This window comes from Cysteiniphilum sp. JM-1 (assembly GCF_008711525.1).
In the GTDB taxonomy this organism is placed as follows: domain Bacteria; phylum Pseudomonadota; class Gammaproteobacteria; order Francisellales; family Francisellaceae; genus Caedibacter.
This window is the reverse complement of sequence record NZ_VXKS01000001.1, coordinates 128,012-150,024: the sequence shown is the minus strand read 5'-3', so window position 1 is coordinate 150,024 and position 22,013 is coordinate 128,012. Positions and strand designations below refer to the sequence as shown.

Annotated in this window: 15 protein-coding genes and 1 riboswitch; of the genes, 11 read left to right on the top strand and 4 right to left on the bottom strand. The window is 40.6% G+C overall.

Translation table 11 applies throughout. From position 1 onward, the window contains the following. Positions 1-33 precede the first annotated feature (33 nt). The 3 genes from rplL to rpoC all read left to right on the top strand — a co-directional run bounded on the left by rplL (position 34) and on the right by rpoC (position 9,058). A complete protein-coding gene (gene rplL, locus F3D68_RS00615; protein WP_117003538.1) occupies positions 34-408 on the top strand; it encodes a 50S ribosomal protein L7/L12 in 375 nt (124 codons plus the stop codon). 176 nt (positions 409-584) lie between these two features. Continuing rightward, complete coding sequence (rpoB, locus tag F3D68_RS00610; RefSeq protein WP_151192609.1) at positions 585-4,676, top strand: DNA-directed RNA polymerase subunit beta; 4,092 nt, start codon at positions 585-587, stop codon at positions 4,674-4,676. An 86-nt stretch (positions 4,677-4,762) separates the two neighbouring features. Continuing rightward, complete coding sequence (gene rpoC, locus F3D68_RS00605; RefSeq protein ID WP_206609105.1) at positions 4,763-9,058, top strand: DNA-directed RNA polymerase subunit beta'; 4,296 nt, start codon at positions 4,763-4,765, stop codon at positions 9,056-9,058. A gap of 105 nt (positions 9,059-9,163) precedes the next feature. Here the strand turns inward: rpoC and F3D68_RS00600 are convergent, their stop codons facing one another. Both F3D68_RS00600 and trpC read right to left on the bottom strand, forming a co-directional pair. Further along, positions 9,164-10,255: a hypothetical protein gene (locus tag F3D68_RS00600; RefSeq protein WP_151192608.1), complete on the bottom strand. Its 1,092-nt coding sequence runs from the start codon at positions 10,253-10,255 to the stop codon at positions 9,164-9,166. A gap of 209 nt (positions 10,256-10,464) precedes the next feature. After that, positions 10,465-11,223, bottom strand: coding sequence for an indole-3-glycerol phosphate synthase TrpC (gene trpC, locus F3D68_RS00595; protein WP_151192607.1), 759 nt, complete (start codon positions 11,221-11,223; stop codon positions 10,465-10,467). 59 nt (positions 11,224-11,282) lie between these two features. On the opposite strand from trpC, the gene F3D68_RS00590 reads away from it, so the two are divergent. The 7 genes from F3D68_RS00590 to F3D68_RS00560 all read left to right on the top strand — a co-directional run bounded on the left by F3D68_RS00590 (position 11,283) and on the right by F3D68_RS00560 (position 18,797). Beyond that, the gene (locus tag F3D68_RS00590; protein WP_151192606.1) at positions 11,283-12,158 is read left to right on the top strand and encodes a glycosyltransferase family 2 protein; all 876 of its coding nucleotides are present in this window, start codon (positions 11,283-11,285) and stop codon (positions 12,156-12,158) included. A gap of 95 nt (positions 12,159-12,253) precedes the next feature. After that, positions 12,254-12,430, top strand: a riboswitch (Lysine riboswitch). 74 nt (positions 12,431-12,504) lie between these two features. Then, a complete protein-coding gene (gene lysC, locus F3D68_RS00585) occupies positions 12,505-13,899 on the top strand; it encodes a lysine-sensitive aspartokinase 3 (protein WP_151192605.1) in 1,395 nt (464 codons plus the stop codon). After that, the gene (locus F3D68_RS00580; RefSeq protein ID WP_151192604.1) at positions 13,896-14,570 is read left to right on the top strand and encodes a dihydrodipicolinate reductase C-terminal domain-containing protein; all 675 of its coding nucleotides are present in this window, start codon (positions 13,896-13,898) and stop codon (positions 14,568-14,570) included. The genes lysC and F3D68_RS00580 overlap by 4 nt, the downstream gene beginning before the upstream one ends. Next, positions 14,561-15,457: a 4-hydroxy-tetrahydrodipicolinate synthase gene (dapA, locus tag F3D68_RS00575; protein ID WP_151192603.1), complete on the top strand. Its 897-nt coding sequence runs from the start codon at positions 14,561-14,563 to the stop codon at positions 15,455-15,457. The genes F3D68_RS00580 and dapA overlap by 10 nt, the downstream gene beginning before the upstream one ends. A 240-nt stretch (positions 15,458-15,697) precedes the next feature. Next, a complete protein-coding gene (locus tag F3D68_RS00570) occupies positions 15,698-16,447 on the top strand; it encodes a 2,3,4,5-tetrahydropyridine-2,6-dicarboxylate N-succinyltransferase (protein ID WP_151192626.1) in 750 nt (249 codons plus the stop codon). Next, positions 16,447-17,655, top strand: coding sequence for a PLP-dependent decarboxylase (locus F3D68_RS00565; protein ID WP_151192602.1), 1,209 nt, complete (start codon positions 16,447-16,449; stop codon positions 17,653-17,655). Before F3D68_RS00570 ends, F3D68_RS00565 begins: the two co-directional genes overlap by 1 nt. Beyond that, the gene (locus F3D68_RS00560) at positions 17,652-18,797 is read left to right on the top strand and encodes a succinylglutamate desuccinylase/aspartoacylase family protein (RefSeq protein ID WP_151192601.1); all 1,146 of its coding nucleotides are present in this window, start codon (positions 17,652-17,654) and stop codon (positions 18,795-18,797) included. Before F3D68_RS00565 ends, F3D68_RS00560 begins: the two co-directional genes overlap by 4 nt. A 7-nt stretch (positions 18,798-18,804) precedes the next feature. Here the strand turns inward: F3D68_RS00560 and F3D68_RS00555 are convergent, their stop codons facing one another. Further along, on the bottom strand, positions 18,805-20,001 hold the full coding sequence (locus F3D68_RS00555; protein ID WP_151192600.1) for an FAD-dependent monooxygenase: 1,197 nt from the start codon (positions 19,999-20,001) through the stop codon (positions 18,805-18,807). A gap of 345 nt (positions 20,002-20,346) precedes the next feature. Here F3D68_RS00555 and F3D68_RS00550 point away from each other — a divergent pair, with 345 nt between their 5' ends. Beyond that, the gene (locus F3D68_RS00550) at positions 20,347-21,180 is read left to right on the top strand and encodes a DUF2608 domain-containing protein (RefSeq protein WP_191092638.1); all 834 of its coding nucleotides are present in this window, start codon (positions 20,347-20,349) and stop codon (positions 21,178-21,180) included. Here the strand turns inward: F3D68_RS00550 and F3D68_RS00545 are convergent. Beyond that, the gene (locus F3D68_RS00545; protein ID WP_151192598.1) at positions 21,161-22,006 is read right to left on the bottom strand and encodes a YiiX/YebB-like N1pC/P60 family cysteine hydrolase; all 846 of its coding nucleotides are present in this window, start codon (positions 22,004-22,006) and stop codon (positions 21,161-21,163) included. The genes F3D68_RS00550 and F3D68_RS00545 overlap by 20 nt on opposite strands. Positions 22,007-22,013 lie beyond the last annotated feature (7 nt).

Genomic DNA, 22,013 nt, shown 5'->3' with positions numbered 1-22,013 from the left:
TTTTGAAATTAAATTATTTAATAGGAGTATATAATGGCTATTACTAAAGAAGATATCCTAAATGCAGTTGCTGAAATGAGCGTTATGGATGTTTGTGAATTGGTTAAAATGATGGAAGAAAAATTCGGTGTTTCTGCACAAGCTGCTGTTGCAGTTGCTGCACCTGCTGCTGGTGATGCTGCCGCTGCAGAAGAAAAAACTGAATTTGACGTTGTTTTAGTTGATGCAGGTGCTAACAAAGTTGGCGCGATCAAAGCAGTTCGCGCAGCAACTGGCTTAGGTCTTAAAGAAGCAAAAGATGCTGTTGAAGGCGTGCCTTTCACGATCAAAGAAGCTGCTTCTAAAGCTGATGCTGATGCACTTAAAAAACAGCTTGAAGAAGCTGGTGCTAAGGTTGAGCTTAAGTAATCAAACGATTATTTTAAGTTAAAAAGTAAAGGCTAACAGGTATTTTATCTGTTGGCCTTTTCTGCTATCTAACAAATAGCATTTGTAGATGTGTCTGTAATTGCAGATAAATAAAGTTTTCCAAACTTTTGGCATGATTTAGTGGTTAAAACGAATGTAGTCAGAGGAAGTGCCTGATGTCGTACTCATACGCTGAGAAAAAAAGAATCCGTAAAGAATTTGGGAACCTTCCTAATATTCTAGATGTTCCATATTTGCTTGCTGTTCAAGTGAATTCATATAAAGAGTTTTTACAACAAGATGTAAAAGCGCAAAGCCGTAAAAATAACGGTTTAGAAGCAGCTTTTAAATCGGTTTTCCCTATAGCAAGCGTTTCAGGGTATTCCGAGCTTCACTATGTAAGCTACCGTTTAGGTGAGCCTGTTTTTGATGAAAACGAGTGTAGCATTAGAGGGGTAACCTATGCTGCTCCGTTGCGTGTGAAGCTTAGATTGGTTATCTATGATAAAGATGCACCAGTTGAAGATAAAGTGATTAAAGATGTCCGTGAACAAGAAGTCTATATGGGCGAAATCCCATTAATGACTGATAACGGCACCTTTGTAATCAATGGTACAGAGCGTGTGGTTGTGTCACAACTTCATCGTTCGCCAGGGGTGTTTTTTGATCATGATAAAGGCAAAACCCATTCCTCAGGTAAGATATTACATTCAGCACGCGTGATTCCGTATCGTGGATCATGGTTAGACTTTGAGTTTGATCCAAAAGACTTACTTTATGTGCGTATAGATAGACGTCGTAAACTGCCATCCACTGTGTTGCTAAAGGCACTTGGCTATACAGAAGATGAGTTATTAAAGATTTTTTATGAGCCGGTTGAGTTTGCTGTCGAAGATGGCGCTATAATGATGACATTTGATCCGGATTCATTAAAAGGAACAACGGCTTCATTTGATGTGGTTGATAAAGAAGGTAAAGTGTTGGTTGCCGAAGGCAAGCGTATTACCGCAAGACATACCAAGTTGATGAAAGAGCAAGGTCTAAATAAGATCGAAGTTCCAGTTTCTTATGTTGTTGGCAAGGTGTTGTATTCGCGTATCGTTGATGAAACTTCAGGTGAAGTTTTAGCTAAAGCGAATGAAGAGATTACCCCTGCGTTATTAGAGAAACTTTCTGATCGTGGTATTACAACATTCCAAACGCTTAATACGAATGATTTGGATCGTGGCGCTTATATTGCTGATACGCTGCGCAATGACGTATGTCGTGATCGAGATGATGCGTTGGTTGAAATTTATCGTATGATGCGTCCAGGTGAGCCGCCAACAAAAGATTCAGCAGAGAACCTTTTCCAAGGTCTGTTCTTCTCAGAAGATCGTTATGATCTATCGGCAGTTGGTCGCATGAAGTTTAATAATCGTTTAGGTCGTAAGACAGATAAAGGAGCGGGTGTTTTAACTAAAGAAGATATCATTGATGTGGTTAAAACATTGATTGATATTCGTGATGGTCGCGGTGATGTTGATGATATTGATCACCTAGGAAATCGCCGTATCCGTGCGGTTGGTGAGATGACTGAAAATCAATTTAGAATCGGTTTGGTTCGTGTTGAAAGATCAGTGCGTGAGCGCTTATCAATGGTTGATCGTGAAAGTGCGATGCCGCAAGATCTTGTTAATGCAAAACCAATTACTGCTTCGATTAAAGAATTCTTTGGTTCAGGTGCATTGTCACAGTTTATGGATCAGGATAACCCATTATCAGAAGTAACGCATAAGCGTCGTATTTCAGCATTAGGTCCAGGCGGTTTATCAAGAGATCGTGCAGGCTTTGAGGTGCGTGACGTTCATACAACACATTATGGTCGTTTATGTCCGATTGAAACACCGGAAGGTCCAAACATCGGTTTGATCAACTCTTTGGCATGTTATGCACGCACGAATCATTATGGATTCTTAGAAGCGCCATATCGCAAGGTGATTGATGGTGTTGCTACGGATGAGATCGATTATTTATCAGCGATTGATGAGAGCAACTATGTGATCGCTCAAGCATCTGCTGCGATGGATAAAAAAGGTCGTCTAACCGATGAATTAATTCAGTGTCGTTCAAAAGGCGAAGCAATTTTTACAACCGCTGATCAAGTTCAATATATGGACGTTTCGGCAAAACAAATGGTATCTGTTGCCGCAGCGCTTATTCCGTTCTTGGAGCATGATGATGCGAACCGTGCATTGATGGGTTCAAACATGCAACGTCAGGCTGTGCCAACGCTTAGAGCTGAGAAGCCATTGGTTGGTACGGGAATGGAGCGTATTGTCGCGCGTGACTCAGGTACGTGTATTGTCGCTAAGCGTTCAGGCGTTGTTGATGTGGTTGATGGTGGTCGTATCGTTGTTTGTGCGAGTAATGACGAAATCAATGAAGGTGACTCTGTTGTTGATATTTATAACTTAACAAAGTTCCGTCGTTCAAACAAAAATACCTGTATTAACCAGCGTCCAATCGTTCGTCCTGGCGATGTCGTTAAAAAAGGCGATGTATTAGCAGATGGTTCATCAACTGATATGGCGGAATTGGCTTTAGGTCAAAACCTTCTTGTAGCATTTATGCCGTGGAATGGTTTTAACTTTGAGGATTCAATTCTACTATCAGAGCGTATTGTTGAAGATGATCGTTATACTTCTATTCATATCGAAGAATTAACGTGTATTGCGCGTGATACGAAATTAGGTGCTGAAGAAATTACTTCAGATATTCCGAATGTCAGCGAGCATGCGCTAAACAAACTAGATGAAGCGGGCATTATTCACATTGGTGCTAATGTCGCGCCTGGTGATGTTTTAGTTGCTAAGATCACGCCTAAGGCTGAGCAGCAATTAACACCTGAAGAAAAGCTACTACGTGCGATTTTTGGTGAGAAAGCTTCCGATGTTAAAGACAGTTCATTAAGAATGCCAACAGGTATGTATGGTACGGTCATTAACGTTCAAGTGTTTACGCGTGATGGTTTAGAAAAAGATCAGCGCTCTGTTGAAATTGAAAAAGCAGAATTAGCGCGTATTCGTAAAGATTTACGTGATGAATATCGTATTGTTGAAGGGGCAGTGCGCTCTTATTTATTACAAGAGCTAAATGGTAAGAAAGCACTTGCTGGTCCTGGCGGTATAAAACGTGGACAAGAGATCACTAAAGAGTACTTAAAGAATCTTGAATTTGTCCAGTGGCTTGATATCCGCGCGGAAGATGAAGCAACGATGGAAGCAATTACACGTTGTAAAGCGCAGATTGAACAAGCGCGTAAAGACTTTGAAACGAAGTTTGAAGCGAAACGTAAGAAGATTGCACAAGGTGATGATTTATCTCCTGGCGTTCTTAAGATTGTTAAAGTGTTTGTTGCGGTTAAGCGTCGTATCCAACCGGGTGATAAAATGGCGGGTCGCCATGGTAACAAGGGTGTTGTTTCACGCATTCTACCAATTGAAGATATGCCTTATCTTGAAGATGGCACGCCAATGGACATCGTCTTGAATCCACTGGGGGTTCCATCACGTATGAACATCGGTCAGGTACTTGAGACGCATATGGGTATGGCAGCAAGAGCGTTAGGACACAAAGTATCAGATGCACTTGAAGCAAGTCAGAAAGCGCAAGATATTCGTAAGACTTTAGAAGAAGTCTATAACACGATCGGTAATAAGAAAGTTGATTTAAGTCAGCTTGATGATGATCAAGTGATTGAAATGGCGTATAACCTAAGAGCAGGTGTACCTATTGCAACCCCTGTTTTTGATGGTGCTAAAGAGAAAGACATCAAAGATCTTCTAAAACTTTGTGGCTTAAATGAAAGCGGTCAAGCTCAGCTTTATGATGGGCGTACTGGCTTACCATTTGATCGCCATGTAACCGTTGGTTATATGTACATGTTGAAGTTAGACCATTTAGTTGATGACAAGATGCATGCGCGTTCAACAGGTTCTTATAGTTTGGTTACGCAGCAGCCACTTGGTGGTAAAGCACAGTTTGGTGGTCAACGTTTTGGTGAAATGGAGGTATGGGCACTACAAGCCTATGGTGCTGCTTATACACTTCGTGAAATGTTGACGGTTAAATCAGATGATGTGAATGGTCGTACCAGAATGTACAAAAATATTGTTGATGGTAATTTCAAGATGGACGCAAGTTTGCCTGAATCTTTCAATGTATTGATGAAAGAAGTACGTGCATTAGGTATTGATATTGACCTTGAGTCTGACTTAGAAAACTAAACGTACTTTAGTTGTCGTGATGAAACAGCTATGGGCATAGCCTATAGCATTTTGATTTAAAACTTTGCAAAAATAGGAGTAGAGCCTTGAAAAACTTACTAGGCGGTATGAAACAGCAAGGTAAAGATTTAGAGTTTGACCGTATTCGTGTCGGTCTTGCGTCACCTGAAATGATTCACTCATGGTCATATGGTGAAGTGAAAAAGCCAGAAACCATTAATTATCGTACATTCAAGCCAGAAAGAGATGGTTTGTTTTGTGCTAAAATCTTTGGTCCAATCAAAGATTACGAATGTTTGTGTGGTAAATACAAGCGTTTAAAGCATCGTGGTATCATTTGCGAGAAGTGCGGTGTTGAAGTCACACAGGCGCGTGTGCGTCGTGAGCGTATGGGACATATTGATTTGGCTTGTCCTGTAGCGCATATTTGGTATTTGAAATCACTACCATCGCGTATTGGTTTGTTATTAGACATGACATTACGCGATATCGAGCGTATTTTATATTTTGAAGCATATGCAGTAACTGACCCTGGGATGACGCCTTTTGAAAAAGGACAGTTACTCAATGAAGAAACCTATCTTGATGCATTAGAAGAGTATGGTGATGAATTTGAAGCACAAATGGGTGCTGAAGCAATTCAAAAATTGTTGATTGACACCGATCTTAATCATGAGATTGAAACGATTCGTGAAGAGATCCCAACAACTAACTCAGAAACTAAGCTTAAGAAATTAACAAAGCGTTTGAAATTATTAGAATCATTCCGTGAATCAGGTAATAAACCTGAGTGGATGATTATGACCGTTTTACCAGTGTTACCACCGGATTTGCGCCCATTAGTACCATTAGATGGCGGACGTTTTGCAACCTCTGATTTGAATGATTTATATCGTCGTGTAATTAACCGTAATAATCGTTTAAAGCGTCTTTTAGAACTAAATGCGCCTGATATTATCGTACGTAACGAGAAGCGTATGCTACAAGAGTCAGTTGATGCGTTATTGGATAATGGTCGCCGCGGACGTGCGGTAACCGGCTCAAATAAGCGTGCCTTAAAATCATTAGCAGATATGATCAAAGGTAAGCAAGGTCGTTTCCGTCAAAACCTTTTAGGTAAGCGTGTTGACTATTCTGGACGTTCAGTAATTACCGTTGGTCCGACATTGCGTTTACATCAATGTGGTTTACCAAAGAAGATGGCATTAGAGTTATTTAAACCGTTTATCTACTCAAAACTTGAGCATTATGAGCATGCGACAACGATTAAAGCTGCTAAGAAAATGGTTGAGCGTGAAGAAGCCGTTGTTTGGGATATCTTAGAAGAGGTGATCCGCGAGCATCCAGTGCTTCTTAACCGTGCACCAACGCTGCATAGATTAGGTATTCAAGCATTTGAGCCAACCTTGATTGAAGGTAAAGCCATTCAATTGCACCCATTAGTCTGTACGGCATTTAACGCTGACTTTGACGGGGATCAGATGGCGGTTCACGTACCATTGACGATTGAAGCGCAGCTTGAAGCGCGCGTGTTGATGATGTCAACCAATAATATCTTATCTCCAGCAAGTGGCTCGCCTGTGATCGCACCAACGCAGGATATTGTTCTAGGTCTTTATTATGTGACGCGTGAAAAGGTTAATGCTAAAGGTGAAGGTAAATTATTCGCTGATCTATTACACGTTCAACGTGCTTATGATGCAGGGGTTGTTGATATTCATGCAAAAATCAAAGTACGTTTGGATCACAAGGTTCTGCTTGAATCTGGTGAATATATTGATGAGAAAGGTATTGTTGAAACAACGGTTGGACGCGCTTTATTATCAAGCATCCTACCAGAGGGCTTACCGTTTTCATTGATTAACCAACCATTGACTAAGAAAACCGTTGGTAAGATTATCGATCAATGCTATCGCCGTTTAGGTACCAAAGCTACGGTAATCTTCGCTGACCAATTAATGTATGCCGGCTATAAGTATTCAACAAAATCAGGTATCTCAATCGGTATTAACGACATGATTATTCCTGATGCTAAAGTGGGTATTTTGGCTGAAGCTGAAGGTCAAGTTAAAGAAATTTCTGAGCAATACGCAAGTGGTTTGGTCACTGCAGGTGAACGTTACAACAAAGTAATTGATATTTGGTCACGTGCTAACGAGAAAGTTGCCAAGTCGATGATGGAAGTGATCGCAAAAGAAAAAGTTGCTGATAACGCAGGTAATGAAATCGAACAAGAGTCATTTAACTCAGTGTATATGATGGCAGATTCAGGTGCGCGGGGTTCTGCAGCACAGATCAGACAGCTTGCAGGTATGCGTGGTTTGATGGCAAAACCAGATGGCTCGATTATTGAGACGCCAATTACGGCAAACTTCCGTGAAGGTCTATCGGTTTTACAATACTTTACCTCAACGCATGGTGCTCGTAAGGGTCTTGCTGATACAGCATTAAAGACAGCTAACTCAGGTTATTTAACACGTCGTCTTGTTGACGTGGCACAGGATCTTGTGATTATTGAAGATGACTGTGGTACACAAAAAGGGGTAACGGTTTCTGCATTGATTGAAGGTGGCGACGTAGTTGTACCTTTGGGTGAGCGTCTACTAGGTCGAGTTAATGCTGAAGATATCTACAAGCCAGGTGAAGATGAGATCTTGGTTGAAGCAGGCACATTACTTGATGAGAAAGTCGTTGAGTTGATTGAGAAAAATGGTGTTGACCAAGTGATCATCCGTTCATCGATTACCTGTGAAACACGCCGTGGCTTATGTGCTAAATGTTATGGTCGTGACCTTGCGCGTGGACATTTGGTTAATATGGGTGAGTCAGTTGGTGTTGTCGCAGCACAATCGATTGGTGAGCCGGGTACACAGTTAACGATGCGTACGTTCCACATTGGTGGTGCGGCGTCGCAGGATACTGCTGAAAACAACGTTCAGATCAAAAATGGCGGACGTATTAAGTTTAATAATATTAAAACTGTTAAAAACCGCGAAGGTAACCACGTAGTTGTTTCGCGTTCAGGTGAAATTAGTATTATTGATAAGTTTGGACGTGAGCGCGAGAAGTACAAAGTGCCATACGGTGCTGAGTTGCCAGTAAACGATGATGCACAAGTCAAAGCGGGTGCCGTTGTCGCAACATGGGATCCGCATACGCATCCTGTAGTTGCTGAGGTTGCGGGACACATTAACTTCGTTGACTTTATTGACGGTGTGACAATGAAGCACCAAGCAGATGAAATGACAGGACTTTCAAGTATTGTTATTACCTCTGATTCGCAAAAAAGTGGTAATAGAGACATCAAACCATTGGTGCGCTTGATTGATGAGGTCGGTGAAGAGTTGTGCTTCCCGAATACCAATATTCCAGCAAGCTACTTTATGCCAGTCGGTGCGATTTTGAATATCGAAAATGGCACCAAAATCGAAGTGGGTGACGTTATCGCGCGTATTCCGCAAGAAGGCTCTAAAAACAAAGATATTACTGGGGGTCTACCACGCGTTGCAGACTTGTTTGAAGCGCGTCGTCCTAAAGACGCTGCAATCATGGCAGAGACTTCAGGTATTGTTAGCTTCGGTAAAGAGACAAAAGGCAAGCGTCGCTTGATCATTTCACCAGAGGATATGGATCCGATTGAAATTATGATTCCTAAATGGCGTCATATTAACGTATTTGAAGGTGAGCATGTTTCTAAGGGTGAAATCATTTCTGACGGACCATTAGATCCACATGAAATCTTACGTTTGAAAGGCGTGCATGAGCTTGCTGATTACATTATTAATGAAATCCAAGAAGTTTATCGCTTGCAAGGTGTGGGTATTAACGATAAGCATATTGAGACGGTTATTCGTCAGATGTTACGTAAGGTGAATATCTTAGGCGCGGGTGACAGTAAGTTCGTTGATGGTGAGCCAGTTGAATTGGTTCAAGTCTTGGAAGAGAATGAGAAGCTACGTGCTGAAGGCAAGTTAGAAGCGATTTATGAGCCGATTTTACTGGGTATCACAAAGGCCTCATTGTCTACAGAGTCGTTCCTGTCAGCGGCGTCTTTCCAAGAAACGACGCGCGTACTAACAGAAGCTTCAGTCAGTGGACAAGAAGATCAATTGCGTGGTTTGAAAGAAAACGTATTGATTGGACGCTTGATTCCATCTGGTACGGGGCTAGCTCATCACCAAGAGCGTAAGCGTAAACACTTACAAGAGCAAGAAGCATTAGAAACAGGTCCATCGATGGATGAGCTTGAAATGGCGTTAAGTGCGGCATTAAATGCAGACGCTGAAGAAAATAGTGTTGATCTTGAAGACCTATTTGTTATCGGTGATGACGATCTTGATGAAAACAAAAGACAAGACGATGATGAGGACTATGACGAGTAGTCATTGATTTTCTGAAGTCGAATATAACTTGAAGCCTCGTTGCGAATATCCCGACGGGGCTTTTTTGTTTGAGTATAATTAAGGAAAATGTTTTATGTTTGTTGTTTACTCCGTTGCAGTTGGCGCTGGCTTCTTGTTAGCTATCCAACCAGGAATACTGCTACCATTGCTTCCTCCGTCATCAGTAAAAAATCCCATTTGGCGTTGTCCATCTGCCTTGCCAGGTTCGTTGACAACTTCAAATAAAAAGGTAGGGATGGTGTAACCAGCTGTTAGACTATATTGATCATTAAGAGCATCTGTAATCGCAGAGTTTACTTTAGATCCATCGGTGGGGTCGTCACTATCTTTAATCCCTTCAGCACCGGTTTCACCAATAAATACTTGCAGCCCGTTACCACCTACTGTTTTAAAGCGTGAAACATAGTTATTGTAAACGTCAGCATAGTATTCAGAAAAAACCTTATTTGCTGCCCCAATAATGTTTGCTGGATCTTTCTGTTGATCTGGAGTTAATAACGCATCTGCATAGGGATCAAACTCGACAAAAGGATAGCCATTATTCCAGTTGCTAGACCAGTTATTAACAATGGCTTGCATATAAGGATCAAAAAGAGCATTGGCATTTTTGTCTGTACCAATACGCGGCAACCCATTAAAGCTAGTGCTGACGCTGATATTGGGTAGCCCATTATCTTTTAGTGCTTGAGCCATTGCCTGTATGCGATTACTAAGCTCGTCAGCAGTAATATTGTTAGCATTTACCTCATTGCCAATTAGGATAACTTTTATCTGGTTAATACTACTACCAAATGTGGCTTTTAACTTTTGTACCCAAGCATCTGCAGAGATTGGCATCACATTAAGTGTCCCAATGACCGCCTCAATACTTGGATCTTGCTGCATTTGATCAGCGAGAGCTTGTGTTGGGGTATCAATAACATTGCAATCACTGCCAGACGCGCATAAGCGGTAGACTCGGAAAAGTTTGATATTGGTGGAAACGTTTTTGATAACTGTTTTAGCGTTGACTTTTGGCGCAAGCATTGTGTCAAAATCAATGCCCACATTATAAGAAAAAGGGCTGTGGATATTTTTTATTTGCTCTGCAGTTAATGGGGTGCTTGCATAAGATATACCAAAGCATGATGCTAGTATCCCTATCATCACTATTCTTGAGCGTGCTGTTCTAATCATCTAAATTTTCCTTAACATTATGTGGTTACGACCTTGTTAAAATAGCAAACTCAATGTATGGGCTTATTATTAACAAAACCTTAAGCTATTGTCGTTTTCTATGAATCAATAGATTTGTTTAAGATGTAATGTAGCTGATATTTATAAAGCATGCAAAAAAAGTTAAATAACTAAAAGTGACTAAGAATATCTATTGCCTTGATTGGATTTTATGGCATCGTTGTATTTATCGCTTCCTGCAAAAATGCAACCTTATCATTAGCACGCATTAAAGCTGTTCCTGCTAAAACGCCGTCATAGGTGCAGCCAAAATGATGGAGGTCTTGAGGGGTTTTGGCACCTGATAGACTCAATAGCGTAATATCTTTCGGAGTTATTTTTTGTAAGCGTGCGATATTATTGGTGTCCATCTCAAGCGTATCTAGATTGCGATTGTTAACACCGATTAATTTGGCATTACAGGCTAAGGCAGTTTCTGTTTCTTTTTCATCAAATACTTCAACCAGTGCCGTCATATTGAGTGATTCAACACATTGGATAAGTGTTTGTAAACGTACTTTGTCTAAGCAGCGCACGATCAAAAGACAGGCGTCAGCACCTTTAAGGCGCGCTTGATAGATTTGTTTTTCATCGATAATGAAGTCTTTGCATAATATTGGGATGGTCACTACATCACGTACTTTGCGAATATCTTCAAAACTCCCACCGAAAAAAGGTTTATCAGTCAAAATGGATAAAGCACAAGCACCACCACTTTGGTAGGCTTTAGCAATTGTAACTGGGTCATAATTTGGGTCAATGACTCCTTCAGAAGGTGATTTGGATTTAAGCTCAGCAATAATTGCAGGCTTATGCGTTTTTATGGCTTGTAAAAAATCATATTTTGCAGGAAGTAATGCTTGAGGGATTAGATCGGGGAGCTGCTTAAGCTCTTGACGTTTTGATTCAATAATTTTTTGTAAAATCACGTTATGTCCTTATTACTTTATGTGTACACTATTAAAAAATAAAAATGTTGAAATGTGTTATGAAATTATCAGGATTTACCTTTTTACGCAATGCCGAAGAGCTATGCTTTCCCTATATTCAATCGATTCAGTCTATTTTGCCAATCTGTGATGAGTTTGTAATTGCCTTGGGGCAATCGCAAGATAATAGTCCCGAGGTGTTGCAGCAGTTAGCAAAAGAGCATCCGAAGATTAAAATTATCGAAACGGTATGGAATGAACATATGCAGGTCAAAGGTTATACCTATGCCCAGCAGAAAATGATTGCCCAATTTGCCTGTACTGGGGATTGGCTTTTTTATTTAGAGGGTGATGAGATCGTGCATGAAAATGATCTTCAGACGATTAAAGAAGCACTGCACCGCTATAAAGATGACCAAGAAGTCGAAGCCTTAGCATTTCATTATTACCATTTTTACGGCAACACTAATACGTATCTATCATCACCGACTTGGTATCGTTATGCGCCAAGAATCATTAAGGCAAGTGTCAGAAGTTATGCGCCTGATGGCTTGTATTGGTTGGTTCTTGACCCTAAGAAATCTAATCGTATCGCACGCTATCCAAAGGCGAAATTACTCGATAACTATATTTATCATTATGGATGGGTGCGGCCTGAGGCGGCAATGAGTAAGAAAATCAGCCAAGTGAATAAGCATTGGGGTAAATCTGAAGGTTTTGACTCGAAATATAGTGATATTGATCATCAGATCTTGGTGGAGTTTAAGGGGGCTCATCCTAAGATTATCGAGGGCTTTTTTGTCAAAGAAGAAGGGCTGTTCAAAGCTAACCCCAATCATGTTCTAACCAAAAAAGAAAAACGCCAACGTTTTAAAATGAAACTTGAGAAACTATTCGGTTTGGACTTAAGTCGCAAGTATTTCAAAAAAATCTAGCATAAAAGTTTTGACAGCGATAAAAGGCAAACGTTATAGTAAAAAAGTCGCGTTACCGCGATAAAAATAAATTTAAAGAATTTAAAAAATTTTAAAATAAAAGAAGAGGTGCGCAAGCTATAGCGCTTTTGTGAAGATCATAACATCTAGCGATCAACAGCAATAGAGTAAGCGCCGAAAGTAATGATGTGTTATGGCTGAATTACTTGGGTCTGCTGCTAAAAGGCAGCAGGACTGTCACGTCAACAAAGACGTGGGGCGCTTCGGTTGTATTTGTATTTTTGTCAAACACATGAGTCAAATTTTGCAAAAGCCGTAACCCCGTGTCGATAAATGGAGAAGCTTTATGCAAAACCCTTTTGTCGTCGCGAAGTTTGGAGGCACAAGTGTCGCTAATCTAAACGCGATCTGCCAATGCGCAGAAATTATTAAATCTTCGCCAAGTGTGCGTGTTGTTGTCGTCAGTGCACAATCAGGGATAACCAATCTCTTGGTAAAGTTGGCGCATCATGTAAAGTCTGTGCATGAGATTTCAGGTATTGTTGATGATATTAAGACCATACTATCGCCAATTATTGAGGCGATTGATTGTGCTCATTTACACAGCGACATACAGCAGCGAGTAGATGATCTTGTGTTTTTGGCGCAAATGAGTGTGCGCCTTAATACCAAAGAGCTAAGTGATGAGATATTATCATTCGGTGAGCGGATCTCAGCGCAACTTGTCGCGGCAATCTTTAGACAGAATAAGATTAATGCGCAGTATTTTAATGTGCAAACCGTGATGAAGACCAATAGTAATTTCTCTCAAGCAAAGCCCAATCTAGATGAGATTAAAGCGCAAGTAACGATTCATATGTTGCCATTGCTACTTGCTGATCAAGTGCTCATCTGTGAGGGTTTTATTGGCATGGATTCAAAGGGTAAAACAACGACCTTAGGTCGAGGTGGAAGCGACTATAGTGCTGCTCTTTTGGCACAAGCTTTGCAAGCAAAATCAGTTAAAATCTGGACGGATGTTGCAGGTATTTATGAAGCTGATCCACGCACTATTCCACAAGCGCGAGCGATTGAGAGTTTAAGCTTTAATGAGGCGGCTGAGCTTGCTACCTTTGGTGCTAAAGTTTTACATCCGGCAACCTTATGGCCGGCAATAAGTAGCAATATTGATGTATTTGTAGGCTCTACGTTTTCACCTAAAATGGGCGGCACTTGGATTACTGCTAAGGCCAATAGCTTAAAGGAGCCTCCGCAAATTCGCGCGATTGCTGAGCGTAAAAACCAGCTTTTAATGACGCTCAAAAGTTTTGACATGTTTCATGCGCAAGGTTTTTTAGCCAAAGTATTTAGTATTTTAGCCAAACACAATATATCGGTTGATTTAGTAACGACAAGTGAAGTAAGTATTGCTTTAACCTTGGATCATATAGGTAGCCAGTCAATCGGTGAAAGCCTATTAACCGAAGCACTATTAGATGAGCTGCAATCCATTGGTAATCTTGAGATTAGTGTTGAGCATAATTTGTCCCTCATTGCAGTGGTGGGTAATCGATTACATCAGCACAAAGGAGTAAGTGCTAAACTCTTTGCCGCTCTTGAAAGTTATAATGTTCGCCTTTTCAGCCACGGCGCAAGCGGGCATAATATTTGCCTGTTAGTAGCAGCAGAAGATGCAAAGGGTGTGATGATGGAGATTTATATGTCTCTCTTTAGTGAATCAACTAAGGAGTGTGTGCGATGAAGGTAGCAATAATCGGTCGAGGTAAAACCGGTAAAGCCGTACTTGATCTTTTAAAAGAAGATGAGATAAGTGATGTATTTGACTCACAAAATTTAGTGACTGTGGAGAAACTCAATAAGGCAACAGTAGCAATTATTTTTGTTAGCGCTAATGTTTTAAGGCAAATATTGCCCGTGCTTTTACAAAGCAAGGTATCTGTTGTTTGCGGTACCACAGGATTTCATTATGATGAAACGTTGATACAGCGCATCAGGCAATCAGGACAAATCTGGGTTATAGCGAATAATTTTAGTTTGTCGATGGCGCTGATAAAAGAGATGCTAAACACCTTAGGTAATCTGCAAAACCTAGTGACAAATAGTCATTTTCACTTAACAGAAACACATCACACACAAAAGCTTGATGCCCCAAGTGGCACTGCCGTGTCATGGCAATCATGGCTTAATGTGAAAGAATGCCCTATTGAGTCTATTCGTAAAGAAGATGTAAAGGGTGAGCATGTATTAAGGGTGGAAAACCCTTATGAAACCATTGAATTAAAGCATGTGGCGCATGATCGCAAGCTTTTTGCTGAGGGTGCCGTATGGAGCGCGCGCTTTGTGTGTGAAAATAAGTTAAATGCTGGTTTTTACCAGTTTGATGAATTAGTAAGAGGTGTGTCATGGCAATAAATATTAACAACAATACCTACACAGCAGTGGTTACACCAATGTTTGAAGGTGGTGAGATTGATCTGGTAAGTTTTGAGCGACTGCTACGCAAACAAGAAGCTGCTGATTGTGGTGTGTTGATTCTAGGTAGCACGGGTGAAGCTTTAGCATTGAGTTATGAAGAGCAATGTCAAGTAGTGAGATTTGCCTGTGGCTTAGGACTTAAAGTCCCCTTACTTGTTGGTGTGGGCGGTTATCAATTAACCGAGCAGCTTAAGTGGGTTGAATTTTGTAACGCTCAAGCAGTTGATGGCTTTTTGATGGTCACGCCAATTTATGCCAAGCCTGGCACTCAGGGGCAAATTGCTTGGTTTAGTGCATTATTAGACAGAGCAAAAAAGCCATGTATGCTATATAACGTGCCATCAAGAACGGGGGTGAATCTTTGTTTTGATGCTTTTTCTGCACTTAAGGATCATCCGAATTTGTGGGCATTGAAGGAAGCTTCGGGTGATATCTCGCGCTTTAAGTGTTATGTACAAATAGCGCCTCACGTTAATGTATACAGTGGTGAGGATGCGATGATGCCTGAGCTTGCCAAAGTCGGTGGAAAAGGCTTGGTGTCAGTGGTTTCCAATTTATGGCCAAAAGAAGCCAAAGCCTATGTTGAAACTTCGTTACGCTTTGATGCGGATGAAGCCTTAAGCCGTTTGTGGCAAAATGCAACTGCTGCGTGCTTTAGTGTGGCAAACCCAATTCCGGCAAAGGCATGGCTTGCACATATGGGTGTTATTGATAGTGATACTTTGCGCTTACCATTGATTGCTCAAGAGCTAACAAGTATTGAGCGTTTGCAACAAGCCGATGCCGAGATTCAAAGCTATTATGAGCATATCTGTGTCAGTTAAATGTAATGAATAAAGGCTATGACCATATTCCTGCCCACTTTAATTTTGTAAGCGTTGGCTGAGCGTAAGTCGAAGCCTCTATGAAGTGTGATTTTCCCAAGCTTACCCTTCGACTTACGCTCAGGGTACGGCGAGCACTTATAGGTGAACATTTAGTCTTAACCTGAATAAATAACCGGAGTTACGCACTTTAGAAAAAGTCTGTAACTCCAGCAAATAAATATAAAAGGAGTATAAATGATGAGTTGGGAGAAAACCCTACAAGATTTACAAACAGGTAAACTACGTTCAGCAGAGCGCCAAGAAAATGGTCAATGGCAAGCGAACATTGCGGTTAAAGAAGCAATTTTAGCGGCATTTAAAGCGGGTCAAAATACCGATTTTACTGAAAGTTACCAAGGCTTTGTCGATAAGCATAACTTAGTCCCAAGACGTTTTACCGTTGCCGATGGCGTGCGTATGGTGCCAGGCGGCTCAGCTGTAAGAACTGGTGCTTATATTGCGCCATCGGTAATCATTATGCCACCGGCATATGTTAACACCGGTGCGTATGTTGATGAGGGTACAATGATTGATAGCCATGCACTAGTGGGTTCTTGTGCGCAGATTGGTAAGCATGTTCACTTATCAGCAGGTGTGCAAATCGGCGGTGTACTTGAACCAATCGGTATGAATCCTGTCGTGATTGAAGACCATGTGTTTGTTGGTGCGGGAGCTGTCATTGTTGAAGGAATTGTTGTTAAAAGACGTGCGGTTATTGCGCCATCTGTAGTGTTGTCACGTGGCGTTAGCGTGTATGATTGCGTTAATGAGCGTATTCTTGACAAAGGTGAGGCCATTCCAGAAGATGCTGTTGTCGTACCAGGCACAAGACCGTTGACGCAAGGTTGGGCAAAGACTCAAGGCTTACAAGCAGCATGCCCCATTATTGTTAAATATCGTGATGATAAAAGTGATCATGCGCTTAGTTTGGAGGAGGCATTGCGTTAATGGTTGATACCTTACACCACCATCAAGCATTAGTTGATTTAGCTAAAGAGATTGATGCACCCTTTTTTTTCTATGATCTAGATGTTTTACAATCCCATATAAAAACGTTACAAACATTACCCGTAACCCTTTGGTATGCCCTTAAAGCCAATCCTTTATCAGCAATTATTAGCACTTTAGATGATGAGGGAATGCGCTTTGATGTGGCAAGTATTGGTGAGCTTGATCAGGTGCTAAAGCAAGGTGTTAATCCTCAAAATATCTTGCACACAGGACCCGCTAAGTCGTATGAACAGTTAGGCTATTTTATTGATCAAGGTGTCAGACGGTTTGTCATTGAAAGTACGCAACAATTGCAAGATGTGCAAAGTATTGCCAATCAAAAGCAAGTTTATATTGATGTGTTGCTACGCGTGCAATTGCAATGGCATGATGGAGAAAAAAATGTCTTAGGTGGTGAGTGTGTCACACCATTTGGCTTGTCACCCAATGACTGGGTGACTTATTCAAAGAACAATGATCTTGATTGCCCATATCTTAATATCTTAGGTTTTCATTGTTTTCAATGGGGTAATATCCTCTGTATAGACAAGCTTGAGAGAATCTGGTTTACGATTGCTCATACATTACATGAATTGGCAGAGACCATGCATATTGATTTGCGTGTATTAGATTTAGGTGGTGGTTTAGGGGTTGATTATCAACATAAAGGACAAGAGCTAGGCTTAGCTGAAATTAACGCATTGATTCTAAAACTTAAAAGCCATTATCCACAAACAGATATTTGGCTAGAGCTTGGGCGCTATGCCGTTGCCAAGTGTGGAGTTTATGTTACTAAAGTAGTTGATCGCAAATCAGTTTATGAGCGTGACATGTTAATATTAGAAGGTGGCAGTCAACATCTAATGCGCCCAACACTGACATCACAGGCATTTCCTGTGAGTCTTCTAAGAGAAAGTAGTACTACTCTATCTAAGATGCATTTGCATGGTGCGTTATGTACTAGTTTGGATTATTTAGGGGAAGTGCAACTGCCAAGTGATACTAAGGCACAAGATCATATTATCTTTCACTATACCGGTGCTTATGGCTTTACTGAGAGCATGCCATTTTTTTTGTGTCATACGCTGCCAGCGGAGGTGACATATAATAAAGGGCAAATTAAGATACTAAGAAAAGCTGAAGCAGCGGGAGTCTGGCTTAAATGAGAGAAATGAAAGAAACTAAAGAAACTAAAGAAATGAGAAGTTATATCACAAAGTCGTTGCTTGAAGTGGGGCAAAATGCCTCAGGAGAGGCAATCACAGTTGCGAAATATAGGATTAAAGGTCAAGATGACAATGCTAAGAAAGTTTATATTCAAGCAAGCATGCATGCCTCAGAGATTCAGGGTAATGCCGTGATTATAAATTTACTTAAGCACTTTCATGAAGAACAACCGCAAGGTGATATTACGATGATTCCACAATGTAACCCCTTTGGGCGTGACATGCTTATTGGTGCTGGACATCAGGGGCGTTTTGATGCAACCAATGGTGACAATTGGAATCGCTATTATTTTAAGCCTGAGATAGATTATAAGTCATTTGCCAAAGAGCATCTTAAAAGCGCTCAGGCAGAATATGCTACGGCACTGCGAAATGAGATTAGTGCGCAAATGACAGCAGCACTTAATAATGACTTTGGGTTGTCACGTGCGCGACGGTTAAACTATACCATGCAACTAGAGGCATTACAGGCTGATATTATTTTAGATTTACATACGGATTCATTAGCGATTGATTATTTGTATAGTCCGCAATATGCCAAAGATAGTGCTGAGTCTTTGGGGTTTGAGCATGTGTTATTAATTGAGAATAAATGTAATGGCTCATTAGATGAAGCAGGATTTTATCCTTGGTGGAGTGTGCAGAAGGCATTTAGTGAATTAGGTAGAAATGAGCCTGTATTAGTAGATAGTTTCACCCTTGAGTTGGGTTCAGAAGAGTTGATTGAGCATAAAAAAGCGCAGATTCAATCTAATCGAATATTAAACTATCTAGCGACACAGCAAGTAATAGCTGCAAATAAAGCATACAAAGAAGCGTGCGCTAAGCATATTGGCTTTTATGATGAGGGTTCTTTCCAAGCAGTCTACGCGCAATCTGGTGGCTTATATGAGTGGTTTGTTGTCCCAGGAGATATCTTTGAGAAAGATCAGATAATAGGTCGATGTTTGCAAATGGCAGATGCTAAAGAGTGTGAAATAAGTTACCCATTTGCTGGACTTGTGATCAGTGTTCATAGCAAAGGCGCGTTACAACGAGGTAGTCATTTGCTGAATGTGATTATTAATAAATCGCAGAGTTAATCTTGGATTATTTTTGTGCCTCATAGGCATACCATTGTTGATTTTGCATAATGTTGATCCACCATTGATCCATTTTCTCTTGATTCATTAAATGCCAGTCGGGGGTGTCAGTGACAAGCGCATGCCCAAAAATTTTGCCAAGCTCATATAATTTGCGCTCATTATCATATTGTATTTTTGCCCACTGTTCTGTGGCGCGATCTAAATCATGCTGATTTTCTTGTAATTGTTTAAATAAAATAAGTGCGCTTTGCAAGGCTTTGGTCGCGCCACTTGCAGTATGTGGTCGTGAGATAAATGCAGCATCGCCAGATAAGCAAATACGTCCCTTTTTAAGTGCGGGGACTTGTGTGTCAAAGATATTCTGAATAAAAGGTTTTGGTGTATCAAGTATCACTTTGGCAAAAACTTCAGGCATCATGTTGGCTAATTTCTTTAGCTCTTCAAAGTGCATTGGCTGAAGCTCGCGTGCTGCTAAGCTTGTGACTTCATTGCTGTTATTCGTGTTTAACAGTTTATTTTTATGTGCTTGATTTACCTTTTGATAGAGAACCCAATTCAAATCAACACTGCCATCTTGTTTGGGAATGTAGTAAGTGACAACATGCCCATACTCGTAGCAAAAATAATTAAGTCGATCAAATAGTGATGGCTCGCTAACGTGTTTTTTTGCAATCACGCCACGCCAAGCAATATAAGGTGCCTCGTTAAGTTTTGATTGAGGGAAAAGTGTTGTGCGACCAAGTGAATTAACCCCATCACAACAAAAAAGCCAATCTGTCTCTACGGTTTGCCCATTAGTGAGTGACAGTATGACTTTGTGTTGATCTTGTTTAATATGCGCCACACTTGCATCTTGTCGATAAATACCCTGTGGTAAGCGCTTATATAATTGCGTATAAATTTCTGACCAGTTGTGCGCCATGACATTTACAGACTGTTGCCAGAATACATCGGCATCGCGCTTTGCGTCGCTAACAATAAATTGTCGATCAATGATTTCAATATATTTGGCATCAGAATCAAACATATTGCATTGTACTAGCATATTACGTAGGTCTTTTGGAATACATATGCCGACACCGCGATCATCAAGTTGAGCACCTGAGCGTTCATATATGCTGACATCAAAACCTAAGCGCGACAACACTAATCCCATGGCGTTGCCAGCGATTGATCCGCCAATAATAGCTATCTTTTGCATAGTTTCTTTTTTCCCTTTCAACTTTCCAATGACATAGACGGCATATTCTAAACAGAATGAGATAGTAATAAAACTGAAAGCTCCGTATTTTTTTATTAAGCCCTTACATAGTCAAGTTTTAAAGGTCGCCATCCTGGCAAACTGGATTGCCGACTTCCCTGTCGACAATGACGTCATTGCTGCAGGATGCAGGCAATCCATCACCATGGATGGTAAGCTTAGCAAATCCATACTGTTAATCTTTTGGGGAGTTTACAGAATAAAAGCAAAATGCCTTGCTACAAAAAAATACACAAACTTACGGTTTGTGCTAATATGCCTGCGGGAAATCTAAGAGGGTTAAAAATGATCAAGAAAATAACAGCTATATCATTGGTGCTGTTTAGTGTTGGTGTAGCTCAAGCGATGACAAATCAAGAAGTTAGTGTTACAAATATTAAAGATATCGAACCATATGCTGCTAAGTTAAGCAAAGACTATGGTAAGTCTTCAGTGTGTATTGTTTATGATATTGATAACACGCTATTAACAAATAAAGAAAAGTTTGCCAGCGAAGGTTGGGTATATTGGCAGGCATCACAAAGTAATCCATATGCCAAGCATTTATTAACTGATCAAAGTGCAAATATTTATGATTTCTTGAATGCGGTACGCTACTTTATCAATTATCAGCCGGTCGAAAGTGATACCGTGGCAGTGGTCAGTAAATTGCAAAGGGAATATCCTTCGATTGCGTTGACGTCACGCGGGTTTAGTGCTGAGGCAACAACCTTAAGGCAGCTAAGAATCAATGGACTTGATTTCACCAAGAATCCTATTGGCAGCGATCGATTTGATCCAAGCTTCTTTGCGCAAAATAAGTATAAAAATGACTATACGATGTATAACCATGGCATTCAATACGCCGCAGGCGGTGATAAAGGTCAATTGCTTCTTGGCTTGATTGAAAAAGAGCGTCAAAAGACAAATAACTCAAACCTATGTCAATCGGTTATTTATGTCGATGATACCAGAAGTAAAGTTGATATGGTTAAAGATGAATTGAAAGGCAAACTTAATTATTACGCCATTCATTACACCTATTTACCCGATCCAGAGAATAGCAAAAACTGGGAAATTGCAGATTGGCATAAGATGTCCAATTACTTACAACAAATTGTTAGCCGCTTGAATGCTTAACCTCATTTGATGATGAGATCTCTGTTAAGCCCTCATCGTCATTACTCATTACCTCGTTATTCCATAAGAATAGCTCATCACTATTACCTTCAATTTTAACCATCGGATATTTTACAATATCGAAAAACGGTGAATAATCAAAATCGCAAGGTACAAAAAGTCGAGGGTTACGCACAATCGCTTCAAAATAATTGCCTGAAGATTTTTTCTCAATGGTTGGCAGAATAGGAAATCGTGCTTGAATGAAAGCCTCAGCCAACAATAAAGAGCAAGTCATTTTAGCGTGCCCTTTTGCATTGTGCTGAAAAATGCTTGAGCGCCATTTGCGTGGCAAGATCATCCATGGAAACAAAAAACGTGCTAAATCAAAGACTTGTCGATGGTCATATGGCTTGCCAAGATTGGCTATTGCATAGTTAAAAACAGTGATAACTTGGGCTTTAGAAATCCCTTTGGGGCGGCAGATTCTAACGTGTTCGTGTGTGTATTCATTGAGATTTTTAACAACAACACCTTCTCCAAGAATGCTTTCAATAATAATATGCTCATGTTCAAGATGTGGATTAAATTGCAATAGCGTATGTTGTAGTTGTGGTGCAAGCTCATTAAGTTTTCCAATGTATAAAGCGGCATGCGTCCAAATACTGCGGGTGATATAGCTGATAACTCGTGCTGTGCGTGAACGTCCTTCAACTAATAATACATCACAAGTCAAAACGGCGCGACTTAATGATTGATAATCGGATAATGCTAATTTGCGTGGCTTATCAACATCGCGTGTAAGAAAGCGAATAAGGTGTTTACTAAGGCTATTGCGAAAGAACATCTGTTAT